Here is a 13,562-nt window from a genome sequence, read left to right as displayed (position 1 = left end):
CGATTTTTTACAAAATTTACGGGAAGTTATTAGCACGAATTACTAAACCGGCGTTGTTTATCCTGCTAAATAACGCCGGTTTGGTAGGGGAAGATCATAGCGGCATTAATACATAGCCGTCTTCTTCCAGGGAAGTGATGGTCGTCAGGCTGGAGAGCGCGAGCGTGACGTGGGGGTCGATCGCATCATAAGGGTAGTGGTGCCCGGCCACCGCCTGGCTGCATACCGCCAGATCCACACCGGCGCGGGTCAGTTGCTCAATCAATGCGGCATTGGGGTTTTTGATGCCAAACACCTCATGGTAGTGCTCATTGCTTAAAATTGCATCAGTGGCGGCGCCCGAAATTGCCCCGACAAACTTAAGCTGGCTGAGCGGCACACCGGCGGCGACATAGAGGTTTACCGTGCGTGCCAGATGATCGAGTTCTTTGTTCACTTTGTCGGGCGCATCGGCCTGTTCGGTAATCTGGAAGACAATTTTATGCACCTTATCCGTACGCGGCAGGTAAGCCGATTCCGGCAGATAGTGGATTTTGCCGTAACCCTCGATGGTGGGCGTCTGCCAGAACCCGGCCGGGGCGGTTTTTGCCGTCTGTGTGCCGGAAAAATGGGTGATCAACCTGGGCGCTTGCGTGGCCGCAGCCCCCACCGCCCCGCCCAGCAAAGCAACGATCACTAATGATGTCAGATGGCGCATAGCGTTCTCCCTGAACAGGCCGGCAGGCGGCCGTTGCAGTCAATACGGTGAATCAGGCAATAATCTGTATCAGAATATGTGTGGGGTAATTTATCACGCACGCTACGCAACCGGGTAACGCCAACCCGGCCGGAACGGCGTTTTAAGAGGAGTCCCATGTGGGCTGGGACAAACGCGCAGGGTTAACCCTGTTCACGCCCGCTTCCCACAGGGGGTTGCCGTTGATGCCAGCAGTAACGTCCGTATTTTATTCTCTGCTTCCCGCTTTCCCTTATATTTCCCTGCCACAAAGAGCCATTACCTCACAAGCTGGTGAATTCAACACTTCATTAACATTTTTATTGCGGGCGCAGAAGAATAATCTTATTACTATTTAGTCTCTTATGCCCAACAGCGACCCCAGCCTGTTAATAAAAATAATGATAAGGATAGCTTATGACGAGTAAACCGGTCGTTGAAGCCAGTGCGGCAACAGGCCTGTTCCAGACGCTGAAATCTTTTCCGGCGACTGTCCATGCGCTGCTCTTTTTTACGCTCGTCATACGGTTCAGCTATTTTATGGCCTGGCCGTTTATCGCGGTGATCATGACGCAGAATTACCATATGTCGCCGGTTGCTATTGGCCTGGCGATGACCAGCAGCGCCCTGTTTTCGGTGGTGCTCGGGATGTATGGCGGGCAAATTTCGGACAGGCTGGGCCGGCGCGTTATTCTTCTGCTGGGCTGTGCGTTTTCCGCCGTGGGGTATATCACCCTGGCGCAGGCAACCGGGATAGGGCTGTTTATCGTCGGCCTGATGATCATTGGTGTGTCCTTTGCGTGGGTTGATCCGCCCCTGCGTGCGCTGATGAGTGATTTGCTGGGTGACCGCCGCCGCCGGGCGCTTGCCCTGCAAATGCGCTACTACCTGATTAACGTTGCGGCGGTATGCGGCCCGCTGGTGGGGATAGCATTTGGCCTGACCTCTCAGAAGGGGACATTCCTGATAACCGGGCTGTCTTATCTGCCTTTTTTCGTCTACGTGCTGCTGTTTATCCCGGCGGGCAAACTGCTGGCTGAGCAACAGGCCGGCAGCGGGCCGGCGGTTAAGCTGCACCAGGTGATAGGTATTATCGCCAGGGATAAAATCTACATGGCGGCGCTGCTGTGCAGCATTTTGTGCAGCGTTGTTTTTATCCATTACGAAGCCATATTGCCCCAGTATCTCCTGTTACTTGACGGCAACGCGGCGGTTAAGCTGATTACCCTGATACTGGTCACGAATGCCTGTACCGTGTTGGTATTTCAAACGTTTATTATGCGGTTTCTGGCGCACATTGCCCTGCCGAAACGCATTCTTCTGGGCGGCATCATTTTCGCTTTATCGCAGCTGTGCTTTTTTTCCATCCGTACGACGGACATCTGGCTATGGCTGACGGTGACCGGTGTGTTCAGCATGGGGGAAGCGATTCTGATGCCGAACCTGAACATTTTGCTCGATCAGTTGGCCCCGGCAGCACATCGTGGTGCCTACCTGGGCGCGTCCATGCTGTCTTCGCTTGGGATCGCTGCCGGGCCGTTAATCGGTGGTGTGATGCTGTCGATGACCGGTGCGGGGGTATTTATCTGCACGGCGTTACTCAGCCTGCTGTTGTGCGTGATTATTTACGCCTGCCGGGTAAGTATGCTGGCACGCTTGCAGGATGCATAATCAACGGGTTTGCAGGCGTCCGGGCACTGAGCGCCTGCATTGCGGCCGGTGAGCCGCTTGCCGCTTAGTACGCCTGTGTCTGTTAACATAAGGCTCTATGTTAATGCTTTTGGGTAACAGTATTATGCCGCAAATGACGCTTCATATTTTGAATGCGCACGGGAAACTCACCCCTTACTGTGAATGGCTTCATAGCTGCCTGCCCCATACCTACGCCCTCGCAAACAAACTGCTGCCGCTGCCTGCTGTCGATGTTGTGGTAAAAGCGGGGGCGTATGTCATCCCGGAAAAAGGGCATATGGGATATTGCCCGGAACCGGGGGTGGTGTATATCACGGTTGATCCTGAAAACCCGGCGTTTTCTCACAATGAAGAGGATGCCCTTGAGCGGATGTTTGCGCATGAGCTGCACCATGCTGCGCGGTGGGCCGGGCCGGGATATGGCCGGACGCTCGGTGAAGCGCTGGTGTCTGAAGGGCTTGCCGGGCATTTTGCGCTTGAGCTTTTTGCAGGGGAACCAGAGCCCTGGGAGCGCCTCAGTTCAGACATACTCCAACCCTATATTCCACACCTCAATGAATACTGGCATCGCACGGATTACGATCACAATGCCTGGTTTTACGGAACCGGCTCTTTACCCCGGTGGCTGGGATATAGCGCAGGGTTCCACCTGGTTTCTCGCTACCTTGCCGCTGCCCCACACCTCCGGGCCTCAATGCTTGCCAATGCAGAGGCGGAAGCGTTCAGAACATTTATGTAAGTGAACATCACCGGTCAGGCTCATCAGGCCTCCCTGTTTCAGCAAGTGAAAAGGTAACGGGTGAAGAGACGCCTCCATCAAAGAGATGAAGGAATCTGCTTTCCGGTTACCCTGATGTTATGTTTTAACCGGCGCGTTTATTCAGACACCATGCCGTTCGCAGCCGCTTTTAACGCGTCTTCACCCATCACATAAGGTCTCCACTTACTGTCAGGGCAGCCGCCATGCTTTTTGTAAAAGGCTTCTGCAGGCTGATTTCCGACCATCACATCCCATTTCAGCCGCCCCCCACCCTCAGCAATAGCCCAGGCCGCCACATGGCGAAAAAGCGCAGAGCCGGCGCCTTTTCCCCTGTGCCCTGAATCCACAAAAAACTCTTTCAGAACCAGCGTTTTCTTTAGATCGTAGGTAAAGGGGATAACCAGCCCAACCGCATAGCCAATAATGCCTTCACGGCACTCGGCGACAAAAATATGGCATTCAGGATGTGGCCCAAACGCGCGCGTTAACAGGGACTTTTCATCGACAGTAAAGTCGCTGATATAATGCTCGAACTCTGCCAGCGAACGCATATGCCTGAGCACATCCGGGATATCACCGGGCATCGCTGCCCGGATAGTGAGGGGGGAGTCAACATTCGCAGGAGAACCCATCGGCCGGGGCGGGAATATGTTCTCCCTGCAGGGGAAGCCCTTCGTCAACCCAGCCGGTAAGGCCGCCAATCATCTCTTTTACCGCAAAACCCAGCCCAGCCAGCCGGATGGCGGCACGGTGTACGCCGTTACAGTGGGGGCCGGCACAGTAAACAACAAACAGCGTCTCGCGTGGATACCCGGACATGCGCTCCTCAGTGAGGGTACGCGTGGGAATACTGATCGCGCCGGGGACATGCGCTTTTGCAAAGGCTTCACCACTTCTGACATCGACCAACACATAGTCGACATTGCCTGTTTTCTGGCTCTGATGGACATCGGAGCAATCGGTTTCAAACGCTAAACGGCGGCTGAAATGTTGCAGGGATTCAGCAGGTGAGGCGGCGGGAACTTCACTGATTAAACTTGGCATGAGCACTGTCTCCTTTCAAAGTGTCTGATGATTGTAAGAAGCAGCCTCACGCTGATAAAGTGGCGGCACTGACAATAACTGGTAGTTTTCCGCCAATGTTAAAACACCCCGGCTTGGTCGCCATCCTGGCTTATGACGGACTTTGTGCGTTTGAATTTGGGATCGCGGTAGAGATTTTTGGCCTTCATCGCCCTGAATTTGATTTTCCCTGGTATCAACACCGGATAGTGTCGGTCGACCCTTCCCCGATAAAAGTGTCAGAAGGCATCCAGGTTGTTTCAGATTTTGGGCTGGACTCGCTCAGCGAAGCACAGACCATCATTATTCCCGGCTGGCGTAACCGCGATGAAAAGCCACCGCAGGCCCTTCTGGACGCAGTGTGTGAGGCCTGTCAGCGCGGGGCGCGCCTGCTCTCTATCTGCTCAGGCGTTTTTGTCCTGGCGGCTGCCGGCTTACTGAACGGCAAGCGTGCGACCACCCATTGGCGTTATACCAGTGAGCTGGCGGCGCACTATCCCGATATAACCGTGGACCCGAATGTCCTGTATGTCGACAGCGGGCAAATTATTACCTCTGCGGGAAGCGCAGCAGGGATTGATGCCTGCCTTCATCTGATTTGCCGTGATTACGGTGCGCATATTGCTAACGTGGTGGCGAGGCGTTTAGTGATGGCCCCGCAACGTTCTGGCGGGCAAATCCAGTTTATCCCGTCTCCTGTTGCACAGAAGCCGCGTGATGAGATTGCCCCGGTGCTTGAGTGGGCGCTTCAGAACCTGGACAGGGCGCTGTCAGTCAGGCAAATGGCAGACAGGGCGTTAATGTCAGAACGGACTTTTCTGCGGCGTTTCAAAGAGGCGATGGGGACAACCCCCAAAGCCTGGTTGCTTCAGGCCCGGATGAACCTTGCGCGCGAGTTACTCGAAAATAACCACCTGCCTAACGAACACGTCATGGAATATTGTGGGTTCGGGTCTATGGAGAGTTTCCGTGCCGCATTCCGTAAATCGGTGGGCGTCTCACTCTCCTCCTACCGTAAGCTGTTTGGCAGCATGGCGACGGAAAGCGCAGGCACCGGCGCATTGGGCGGGTAGCCACAATGCGACGGAAAGCCGGGCGCGCAGGGGTTTTCCGGCCAGAAAGCAAGGCGGTGGAATATCAGTCGTATACCGGGGGAAAAAGCCGGACTTTAACGCATTACGGTTTACTCTATTTTGGCAGAACTGATGTTGTCTTCGGCTTTCCAGATGCGGTATTTAACCTCAATGTTGCCTGGCGTATACACCACGACGGGAAGTTTACTGTTATAACGCAACATGCCATTCGCCCCGAGATTTGCGTCGACAAATTTCTTTTCCTTTTTCCCTTCAGGGCAGGCCATCATAGTCGAGACGTGCATCATGCCTGAATCCGGCGTTTTTGCCGGCTCATACACGTAATAAGGGTATCCCCAGCCATCCACCGTTTCGCTCCGCAGCTGGCCCAGCAAATGGTGCTGGTTACAGTCGGTTTCTAACGTTTGACCAATCATCAGCTCAATTTTATATAAATACTCATTCTTACGTTCCGGCAGCTGGATCACCTGCCGGCTTATTCCTTTCTCCGGTTGCGGATAAGGTGCGATATTTTTTAAAGGCGGCTGCTGAGCGAAAGCGCTTGCTGAAAGGCAACTGGCGGTCATCAGCAAACAGATGGCCAACGGGGACGTTCTGGTCATGGAAGGTGTCCTTGATTGCATTTTGTCCAGACAAATGGCTGGAAATATTGAATTAAGAAGTATTAAGCGCTGCAATTCTATTTAAAGCCAGCAGTTATTGTCACTCAACAGAGAAGGATCGGGGCGCTGCCTCCCGTAACAAATAGTTTACACAGGCTGTTTGGGTTCATCCGTGCCTGATCCTGACACCGCCGGTTATCTCAGGCGACAGAGCAGAAGAGCACACGTTGATAGCATTTAACGGCGGAAGACGATGTAGGGGAAGGTCATGCCATGACCACAAAACAACCGCCTCAATGCGAGGCGGTATCCGGGCAACGCCTTCAGGCATGGGCTTTCCGGTCGGCGAGCAGCGTGTCGACGAATGCCGCGATCTCAGGCTTCTCCTGTTCTATCTGCGCAATTTTATCGGCAAATCTAGGCAGATAGGCTTTGTGGGCGTAGAGCAGCGCATCCAGTACCTTAACGGCCGTCTCCCCCGCCGGGATAAGCGGGTTGATGGTGAAGGCATGCAGGGCGGCACCGTAATCACCGGTGACGGCCGCGTCGATCACCGTCTCTTCCATGGCTTTCATTAACTGGATCATGCCGCGGGCAGCCGGCGGCAACGCACCCCAGCGCAGCGGCTCCGGGCCGTGCGACGTGATGGCCGCAGTGATTTCCACCACGCAATCAAACGGCAAATCAGCAATAGCCCCATTGTTACGGGTAGAAACCACCATCAGTTTACCGCTGTTGTTCTGGATAGACGCGATCAGGTCACACGCGGCATCGCTGTAATGCGCACCGCCGCGCTGGCTCAGCTCCTCAGGCTTGTAGTTCAGGTTCACGTCTTTATACAGCTCAAACAGGCGCGCTTCGGTTTTCTTGACCACTTCCGCACGGGTTTCATAGCGTGCGAACTCCTCGACAGCGTGTGCCAGCATCGGCTCCTGCAGGTAGTAGTAGCGGTGGTAGCCACAAGGCAACAGGCCCAGATGTTTTACCTGGTCGAAATAGAAAGGGATCTGGTGGATGTTTTTCAGCCCTTCATCCGTTCTCTCCTGCTGCTCAGGGGAGTAGATTTTCTCAATCAGTTCTGCGGTGCGCTCATTGCCCTGCTGGTCCCAGACGCGGTGCCAATGGAAATGGTTAAGCCCGGCGAATTTGAAATAGAGATCCTTTTCCTCTTTGCCCAGCACTTTGCACGCCTGGGTGATATGGCCGAAGGGGACATTACATAACCCGACGGTTTTTTCCCATTTGCCGTATTTGATGGCAGCTTCCGTGACCATCCCCGCCGGGTTGGTGAAGTCCACCAGCCAGGCATTGGGGCATAATTCACGCATATCATCGATGATGTCGAGAATAACCGGGATGGTGCGGAACGCTTTGAAAATACCGCCTGCGCCGTTGGTCTCCTGCCCCATCAAACCGTTGGCTAATGGGATCACCTCATCTTTCAGGCGCGCATCCAGCAAGCCGACGCGAAATTGTGTGGTGACATAATCCGCATTTTTCAGCGCTTCCCGGCGGTTTAACGTCAGGTGCACCTGCCAGTCCAGCTTCGCCGCGGCGATCATACGCTTCGCCATATTCCCGACGATTTCCATTTTCTCTGCGCCATCGTCAATATCCACCAGCCACAGCTCAGCAATCGGTAACTGGTCTTTACGCAGGATAAGGCCTTCAATCAGTTCCGGCGTATAGCTGGAACCCCCGCCGATGGTGACAATCTTGATCTTATTTTGCATAGGATGTAACTCCGTTTGGTGTGAGTCAGGCGAGGGGAATAGGCCGCGCAGGGCAGCAGGAAGCCTCACCGTAGGGATGCTGTTTTCCAGGAGATGCAGGTATTAAAAATTCAGCCTGCCGTCGCAGGCCGGAAAGGTTATGTGTGCCGATCGAGATAATGGCGCACGGCGCCCAACAGGCCCGCGCTGTTCCCATGCCTGGCGCTCCGTACGTCAACGGAGAGGCGATACCAGGCCAGGTGCTGTTTAATCTCTTCCAGGAATTGCGGGCGCTCGGTAATGCCGCCGCCGAGGAAAATACATTCCGGGTCGAAGATATGGGCGAGGTTATGGATGCCGGAGCAGATATCCTGCATAAACTGATTCACCAGACGTTGGCAGGTTATATCGCCCTGGTCGTATAAGCCGAATATCTCCTCACCGGTGACCTCTTCAGGGTTTTTCCCGACATGGCCGGCGTAACGCCGGCGCAACACCGTGAGCGTACAGGTCTCATTCATGGTGGATTTCATCAGCCGGTCACTGCCGGGGCGCTCACTGAGAATGTAGCCGAATTCGCCCGCCCGGAAACGGTGGCCGCTCACCAACGCGCCGTTGCAGAATATCGCGCCGCCGATGCCGGTGCCGATGGTCATCATCAGGACGTTGTCCATCTGCCCGGCACTGCCCAGCCAGCGCTCCGCCAGCAGTGCGCAGTTGGCATCATTTTCGGCGCTGACAGGCAAACCGGTTTTATTTTCCAGCCACCCGGTGATATCGAAATGATCAAAATCGCGGATGGCGCCGCCCATGGTAATAAAGCCGCTGTGGGGGTTGATATAACCCGGCACACTGATGGCTATCCCCTCACACCCTGGGTGCTGCTTCAGCCAGCCGAGGATGGCGGCAAGAATGGCCTCGCCGGAACGGTGGGGAATCTCTTTCTTATCTTTGTGAAGAATATCCCCCTGGCTGCTGACTACCCCCATTTTTAATGAGGTACCGCCAATATCAAACGCTGCTATTTTCATGCCCCGCTCCTTGCAGGCTCAGTGACCGCCACCGGCGATATCAGCCTGTAACATCAACGGCTGTTCAGAGTGATTCACCGCGGGTGGCGATGACGTTTTTATACCAGCCGAAGCTTTTCTTTTTCGAGCGCGAAAAGTCGCCGGTCTGGTCATCATGGCGGTTCACGTAGATAAAGCCGTAGCGTTTGCTGTACTGGCCGGTGCCGAACGACACGCAATCAAGGCAGCCCCAGGGAGTAAAGCCCATCAGGTCGACGCCATCTTCCAGCACCGCTTTCTTCATCTGCACGATGTGCTCACGCAGGTAGGCAATGCGGTAGTCATCATGGATTTCGCTGTTTTCTGCGACCTTGTCGACCGCCCCAAAGCCGTTTTCAACAATAAATAACGGTTTCTGATAACGCTCATACAGGGCATTCAGCGTATAGCGCAGGCCCACCGGGTCGATTTGCCAGCCCCAGTCAGACGCCGGTACATAAGGGTTTTTGCGGCTGCCGGGGAAGGCCTCGAATTCGCCGTCACCCTGGGCGGCACTCGCGTACTCCACGGCGTTGCTCATGTAATAGCTGAAACCGAGGTAATCCGTGCAGCCTTCACGCAGGGTCTGCGCATCTTCCGGGGCCATCTCAATATGGAAACCGCGCAGCGCCCACTCTTTCAGGATGTAAGACGGATAAGCGCCCCGCATGTGCACGTCGCCAAACAGGTAGCGCTCCTGCATCGATTTTTGCGCATACATCACGTCGTCAGGGTTACAGGACCAGGGATAGAGCGGCACCATGGCGAGCATACAGCCGATTTTGAAGTCAGGGTTAATCTGGTGGCCGAGCTTCACGACTTTCGCGCTGGCCACGAACTGGTGGTGCAGCACCTGGTACATCACCTCTTCCGGCTTGTCATGATCGGTAAAAATCACCCCGGAATTGCTGTAGCCAAACAGCGGCCTGCGCCAGTTACGCTGGTTATTGATCTCGTTAAAGGTCATCCAGTATTTCACTTTGTGCTGATAGCGCGTCATCACCACCTCGCTGTAACGCACAAAGAGATCGATCAAGTCGCGGTTGAGCCAGCCGCCATACTGCGTGACCAGGTGCAGCGGCATTTCGAAGTGTGAAAGCGTGATGACCGGCTCAATGCCGTACTTCAACAGCTCATCGAATACGTCATCATAAAATTTCAGCCCCGCCTCGTTAGGCTCCTGCTCATCCCCGTTGGGGAAAATGCGCGTCCAGGCGATAGAGGTGCGGAAACACTTAAAGCCCATCTCCGCGAACAGGGCGATGTCTTCCTTGTAGTGATGGTAAAAGTCGGTGGCCAGATGGTTGGGGTAGTGTTTGCCTTCGACGATCCCGTCGGTAATTTCACGCTCAACCCCGTGCGCGCCGCCGGTGAGCACGTCCACAATGCTGGGGCCTTTGCCGCCCTCTTTCCACCCACCTTCAACCTGGTGCGCGGCCACCGCGCCCCCCCAGAGAAAACCAGCCGGTAACGTTGACATAATTCATCCTTTTAAATTGCTGACAATGGCTTACTGCGTATTCGCTTTTGACAGTTCCTGCACTTCGCGGTGCAGATAGATCAACTCTTCCACCAGGTCGCGGCACAGCATGGCGTTCATCAGGTGGTCCTGGGCGTGCACCAGGATCAGGCTGACGGAAATTTTGCCGCAGCCCTCATCGGCACCGATCAGGGCCGTCTGTATTTTATGGGCTTCCCGGGCGGCTGAACCGGCGTTTTCCAGCAGCTCATCCGCCTCGCCCCACTGGTATTTTCTTGCGGCCTGCAGCGCCTGCATGGCCGATGAACGCGCTTCCCCGGCATGGATGATTAACGCCATGACCGTGCTTTCCAGTTCCTGCATCTCTTCCATCATTTCATCTCCGCAGCCAGGTTTTCGCTCACCATTTCCGCCTCTTGTTCAAGCAGCTGGCGTTCGTACATTTTGAAGAACGGGTAATAAATCAACGTGGATAAACAGATCAGGAACGCCACCAGAACCACCGCGCGCCAGTCCCACCCGGTTGACCATGCCGCGCCAATCGGGCCGGGGGTGGTCCAGGGTGCCAGCGAGACAACGTGGTTAATCAGGTCAGTGCGGGTGGCCGTCCAGGCAATCACGGCGTTAATCAACGGTGTGGTGATAAACGGGATGAACAGCAGCGGGTTCATGACCACCGGCGAGCCGAAAATAATCGGTTCATTGATGTTGAACAAACCGGGCACGAAGCCGAGGCGGCCGATGGAGCGCAAGTGCGCGGAGCGGCTGCGCAGGTACAGGATCACCAGCCCCATGGTGGCACCCGAGCCGCCCACGGTGATAAAGAATTGCCAGAAAGGCTCAATGAAGATTTTAGGGATCTCCTGGCCGGCGTTTAACGCCTCCTGGTTCAGCCCCAGGTTGCTCAGCCAGAATGCCTGCAAAATACCGCCGACAATCGCCGCACCATGAATGCCCGCAAACCACAGCAGGTGGCACAGCAGCACGGCGATCAGCACCGCAGGCAGGGAGTCCGCCGCCGAGATAACCGGCGCAAACACCGACATAATCGCCTGGGGGATTAACAGGCCAAAGTGGTTCTCAATAAACAGGTTCAGCGGATACAGTGTCAGGAAAATCACCATAATCGGGATCAGCAGGTCAAACGACTGCCGGATCTTCGGCGGCACCTGCTCCGGCAGCTTGAAGCCGATGTTGAACTTCACCAGCACGTGCATCACTTCGGTGCAATAGAGGCTTATCAGGATGGCGGTGAAAATCCCTTCCCCACCGAGGGAAGCCACTGACAGCGCGCCGTCTTTCTGCGGTGAGGCCACCACCAGAAACGTCATCAGCGACAGCAGGGCGGCCATCAGGCCATTCATTTTGTAGCTTTGCGCCAGGTTGTACGCGATGGCACCGGTGATAAAAATCGACATGATGCCCATGGTCATGTTGTAGGGCATCATCAGCTGGTCGTTGTACTGCTTGATCATGCCCAGCCACCACTGGGCGAACCCCCACTGGCTGTTTTCGCTGAAGGGCGGGTGGGAGAACAGCAACATAAACGAACCCACAATCAGGAAAGGCATGGAGGCGATAAAGCCGTCTTTGATCGCCACCACATGCCGTTGCGAAGAGAGCCTCGCAGCAATGGGACTGATGCGGTTCTCAATCACGCCGAATAAGGAATCAGCCAGTGTGCTCATTACGCCCCCTTATTGGCATCAATCAGTGCGAGCGCCGACGCCAGGATTTTTTCCCCATTCAACATGCCGTAATCCATCGTATTAATAACGGCAACGGGTTTTTTATATTCCTGCGCATTCCGTTCAAACTCCGCCAGCTTATATTTGATCTGCGGGCCGAGCAGGCAGCAGTCATAATCGGCGATCTTACGGGTAAACTCTTCCATGCCGACGGCCTCTATTTCGGCCGCCAAACCCCGCTGTGACGCGGCTTTCTGCATTTTTTGCACGACCATACTGGTAGACATACCTGCGGAACAGCACAATAGAATTCTCATCATGATATCCTCCGTTTTTTTTAACTATGTACGCGTTACGCCGCGCGCCTGCAACCGGTTACAGATTTGTTTTGTTTCTTTTGTGATCCATAACTCAAACCGAAACCCCCTATTTTCAGGCACGACAAAAGAATAATCTGATACCGGTTTCAGATTATTTTTCAGTTAAATCATGATAATTACCGGCGGCGGCACCGGATTAATTAACCCGCGGCGAAATGGGTAACCGGCTTTACCGGAATCGGCCGTTTTTCAATGCGGGATTTTGCGTTACAATGCCTGGGTACGCTGAAAAGGACGCTGAATGACTACGATGCTCGATGTTGCAAAACGCGCAGGCGTTTCGAAAGCCACCGTTTCACGGGTGCTGGCAGGGCACGCTTATGTGTCGAAAACCGTCAGGGATCGGGTCATGCTGGCCGTTGACCAGATGGGCTACCGCCCTAACCTCCTGGCCCGGAACCTGGCCACAAACCGGTCGCAAAGCATCGGCCTGATGGTTCCCAATACGCTGTACCACGGCCCTTTTTTTACTGAGCTCCTCTTTCAGGCAGCGACGTTAACCGAACAGTTAGGCTCCCAGCTGGTGTTGGCGGATGGTAAGCACAATGCGGAACAGGAGCGCCAGGCAATTAATTTCCTGATCGACAGTTGCTGTGATGCCGTGATTATTTATCCGCGATACTTAAGCGTTGATGATATTGATGCGTTAATTCCCACCATCAGCAAACCATTAATTGTATTAAACCGCCGGTTAAAAAAATTCCCGCAATATTCCGTCTGCGCTGACCATGAAAATGACACGCTGAATGCGGTAAACCATTTAATTTCACAGGGCCATAGAGAGATCGCCTTTATCAAAGGCATGGGCAGTTCCTATACCGGGCAGAGCCGCTTAAGGGGCTATATTTCATCGCTTACCGAAAACGGCCTGGCATATGATGAAAATTTGATTCTGGAAGGCAGCTGGACAAACGAAAGCGGCCGTCAGGCGGCTGAAGCATTGCTTAAGAGAAACGTGGCTTTCTCCGCGATTGTCGCCAGTAATGACGACATGGCCATCGGTGCCGCCTGCGCCCTGCACGCGGCGGGCCTGCATATTCCCCGTGACGTCTCGTTACTGAGTTTCGATGACATTCCGGTCGCGCCCTTTTTCATTCCGGCCTTAACCACGGTGCATGTGCCCATGGCGGAAATGGTCTCCAGCGCGCTGATGCAACTGACCCACATGCTGGATGGGGAAGAGGTCGCCCCGCTGTCATTGATGCCCGGCCAGCTGGTCATCCGCGACTCCATCGCCCAGGGGCCGTATGCGCGGTGAAGTTAACGTTGCTCCCCACTCATCGCGGCCGGTGTGCCTGCGTTACTCAGCAGGCCGCCGTTCATCCCTT

At 54.7% G+C, this 13,562-nt stretch carries 15 protein-coding genes; 5 read left to right on the top strand and 10 right to left on the bottom strand.

From position 1 onward, the window contains the following. Positions 1-94: 94 nt before the first annotated feature. Entirely contained in the window at positions 95-697 is a 603-nt protein-coding gene (locus tag JK232_RS06945; RefSeq protein WP_072928188.1) for a DsrE family protein, read from the bottom strand. Between the two features lie 158 nt (positions 698-855). On the opposite strand from JK232_RS06945, the gene JK232_RS06940 reads away from it, so the two are divergent. The 3 genes from JK232_RS06940 (at position 856) to JK232_RS06930 (ending at position 3,146) form a co-directional block, all read left to right on the top strand. Further along, positions 856-1,074: a hypothetical protein gene (locus JK232_RS06940; protein WP_146000853.1), complete on the top strand. Its 219-nt coding sequence runs from the start codon at positions 856-858 to the stop codon at positions 1,072-1,074. A 58-nt stretch (positions 1,075-1,132) separates the two neighbouring features. Continuing rightward, positions 1,133-2,386: an MFS transporter gene (locus JK232_RS06935; protein WP_101834954.1), complete on the top strand. Its 1,254-nt coding sequence runs from the start codon at positions 1,133-1,135 to the stop codon at positions 2,384-2,386. Between the two features lie 97 nt (positions 2,387-2,483). Beyond that, the gene (locus JK232_RS06930; protein ID WP_246538384.1) at positions 2,484-3,146 is read left to right on the top strand and encodes a DUF2268 domain-containing putative Zn-dependent protease; all 663 of its coding nucleotides are present in this window, start codon (positions 2,484-2,486) and stop codon (positions 3,144-3,146) included. A gap of 137 nt (positions 3,147-3,283) precedes the next feature. On the opposite strand, the gene JK232_RS06925 is transcribed toward JK232_RS06930, so the two are convergent. Both JK232_RS06925 and JK232_RS06920 read right to left on the bottom strand, forming a co-directional pair. Continuing rightward, positions 3,284-3,718, bottom strand: coding sequence for a GNAT family N-acetyltransferase (locus JK232_RS06925; RefSeq protein ID WP_212588972.1), 435 nt, complete (start codon positions 3,716-3,718; stop codon positions 3,284-3,286). Positions 3,719-3,776: 58 nt separating this feature from the next. Beyond that, positions 3,777-4,211 carry a rhodanese-like domain-containing protein gene (locus JK232_RS06920; RefSeq protein WP_101854711.1) on the bottom strand — a complete coding sequence of 145 codons (435 nt, stop codon included), beginning with the start codon at positions 4,209-4,211 and terminating at the stop codon, positions 3,777-3,779. Between the two features lie 95 nt (positions 4,212-4,306). Between JK232_RS06920 and ftrA the strand changes: the two genes are divergently transcribed. After that, on the top strand, positions 4,307-5,302 hold the full coding sequence (ftrA, locus tag JK232_RS06915) for a transcriptional regulator FtrA (RefSeq protein ID WP_101834958.1): 996 nt from the start codon (positions 4,307-4,309) through the stop codon (positions 5,300-5,302). Positions 5,303-5,412: 110 nt separating this feature from the next. Here the strand turns inward: ftrA and eco are convergent, their stop codons facing one another. The 7 genes from eco to JK232_RS06880 all read right to left on the bottom strand — a co-directional run bounded on the left by eco (position 5,413) and on the right by JK232_RS06880 (position 12,174). Next, the gene (eco, locus tag JK232_RS06910) at positions 5,413-5,925 is read right to left on the bottom strand and encodes a serine protease inhibitor ecotin (protein ID WP_101828243.1); all 513 of its coding nucleotides are present in this window, start codon (positions 5,923-5,925) and stop codon (positions 5,413-5,415) included. 323 nt (positions 5,926-6,248) lie between these two features. Beyond that, complete coding sequence (locus JK232_RS06905) at positions 6,249-7,658, bottom strand: 6-phospho-beta-glucosidase (RefSeq protein WP_072928194.1); 1,410 nt, start codon at positions 7,656-7,658, stop codon at positions 6,249-6,251. Positions 7,659-7,795: 137 nt separating this feature from the next. Then, entirely contained in the window at positions 7,796-8,668 is an 873-nt protein-coding gene (locus JK232_RS06900; RefSeq protein WP_101828241.1) for an ROK family protein, read from the bottom strand. A gap of 64 nt (positions 8,669-8,732) precedes the next feature. Beyond that, entirely contained in the window at positions 8,733-10,166 is a 1,434-nt protein-coding gene (locus tag JK232_RS06895; RefSeq protein ID WP_212588971.1) for a 6-phospho-beta-glucosidase, read from the bottom strand. Positions 10,167-10,196: 30 nt separating this feature from the next. Then, positions 10,197-10,541: a PTS lactose/cellobiose transporter subunit IIA gene (locus JK232_RS06890; RefSeq protein WP_072928197.1), complete on the bottom strand. Its 345-nt coding sequence runs from the start codon at positions 10,539-10,541 to the stop codon at positions 10,197-10,199. Beyond that, on the bottom strand, positions 10,538-11,854 hold the full coding sequence (locus JK232_RS06885) for a PTS sugar transporter subunit IIC (protein ID WP_101854708.1): 1,317 nt from the start codon (positions 11,852-11,854) through the stop codon (positions 10,538-10,540). The genes JK232_RS06890 and JK232_RS06885 overlap by 4 nt, the downstream gene beginning before the upstream one ends. Continuing rightward, positions 11,854-12,174, bottom strand: a complete 321-nt coding sequence (locus JK232_RS06880) for a PTS sugar transporter subunit IIB (protein ID WP_072928199.1) — start codon at positions 12,172-12,174, stop codon at positions 11,854-11,856. The genes JK232_RS06885 and JK232_RS06880 overlap by 1 nt, the downstream gene beginning before the upstream one ends. 301 nt (positions 12,175-12,475) lie before the next feature. Between JK232_RS06880 and JK232_RS06875 the strand changes: the two genes are divergently transcribed. Continuing rightward, positions 12,476-13,492 carry a LacI family DNA-binding transcriptional regulator gene (locus JK232_RS06875; RefSeq protein WP_101854707.1) on the top strand — a complete coding sequence of 339 codons (1,017 nt, stop codon included), beginning with the start codon at positions 12,476-12,478 and terminating at the stop codon, positions 13,490-13,492. Positions 13,493-13,562 lie beyond the last annotated feature (70 nt).

This window comes from Nissabacter archeti, assembly GCF_018257325.1.
Lineage (GTDB): Bacteria > Pseudomonadota > Gammaproteobacteria > Enterobacterales > Enterobacteriaceae > Chimaeribacter > Chimaeribacter arupi.
This window is presented reverse-complemented; position numbering and strand designations above follow the sequence as displayed.

Excerpts from the sequence above, each read along its gene's own strand:
- JK232_RS06900 (WP_101828241.1), bottom strand. The coding sequence starts at position 8,668 with ATGAAAATAGCAGCGTTTGATATTGGCGGTACCTCATTAAAAATGGGG.
- JK232_RS06895 (WP_212588971.1), bottom strand. The coding sequence starts at position 10,166 with ATGTCAACGTTACCGGCTGGTTTTCTCTGGGGGGGCGCGGTGGCCGCG.
- JK232_RS06935 (WP_101834954.1), top strand. The coding sequence starts at position 1,133 with ATGACGAGTAAACCGGTCGTTGAAGCCAGTGCGGCAACAGGCCTGTTC.
- JK232_RS06890 (WP_072928197.1), bottom strand. The coding sequence starts at position 10,541 with ATGATGGAAGAGATGCAGGAACTGGAAAGCACGGTCATGGCGTTAATC.
- JK232_RS06885 (WP_101854708.1), bottom strand. The coding sequence starts at position 11,854 with ATGAGCACACTGGCTGATTCCTTATTCGGCGTGATTGAGAACCGCATC.
- JK232_RS06925 (WP_212588972.1), bottom strand. The coding sequence starts at position 3,718 with ATGCGTTCGCTGGCAGAGTTCGAGCATTATATCAGCGACTTTACTGTC.
- JK232_RS06920 (WP_101854711.1), bottom strand. The coding sequence starts at position 4,211 with ATGCCAAGTTTAATCAGTGAAGTTCCCGCCGCCTCACCTGCTGAATCC.
- JK232_RS06875 (WP_101854707.1), top strand. The coding sequence starts at position 12,476 with ATGACTACGATGCTCGATGTTGCAAAACGCGCAGGCGTTTCGAAAGCC.
- JK232_RS06945 (WP_072928188.1), bottom strand. The coding sequence starts at position 697 with ATGCGCCATCTGACATCATTAGTGATCGTTGCTTTGCTGGGCGGGGCG.
- ftrA (WP_101834958.1), top strand. The coding sequence starts at position 4,307 with ATGTTAAAACACCCCGGCTTGGTCGCCATCCTGGCTTATGACGGACTT.
- eco (WP_101828243.1), bottom strand. The coding sequence starts at position 5,925 with ATGACCAGAACGTCCCCGTTGGCCATCTGTTTGCTGATGACCGCCAGT.
- JK232_RS06880 (WP_072928199.1), bottom strand. The coding sequence starts at position 12,174 with ATGATGAGAATTCTATTGTGCTGTTCCGCAGGTATGTCTACCAGTATG.
- JK232_RS06905 (WP_072928194.1), bottom strand. The coding sequence starts at position 7,658 with ATGCAAAATAAGATCAAGATTGTCACCATCGGCGGGGGTTCCAGCTAT.
- JK232_RS06930 (WP_246538384.1), top strand. The coding sequence starts at position 2,484 with ATGTTAATGCTTTTGGGTAACAGTATTATGCCGCAAATGACGCTTCAT.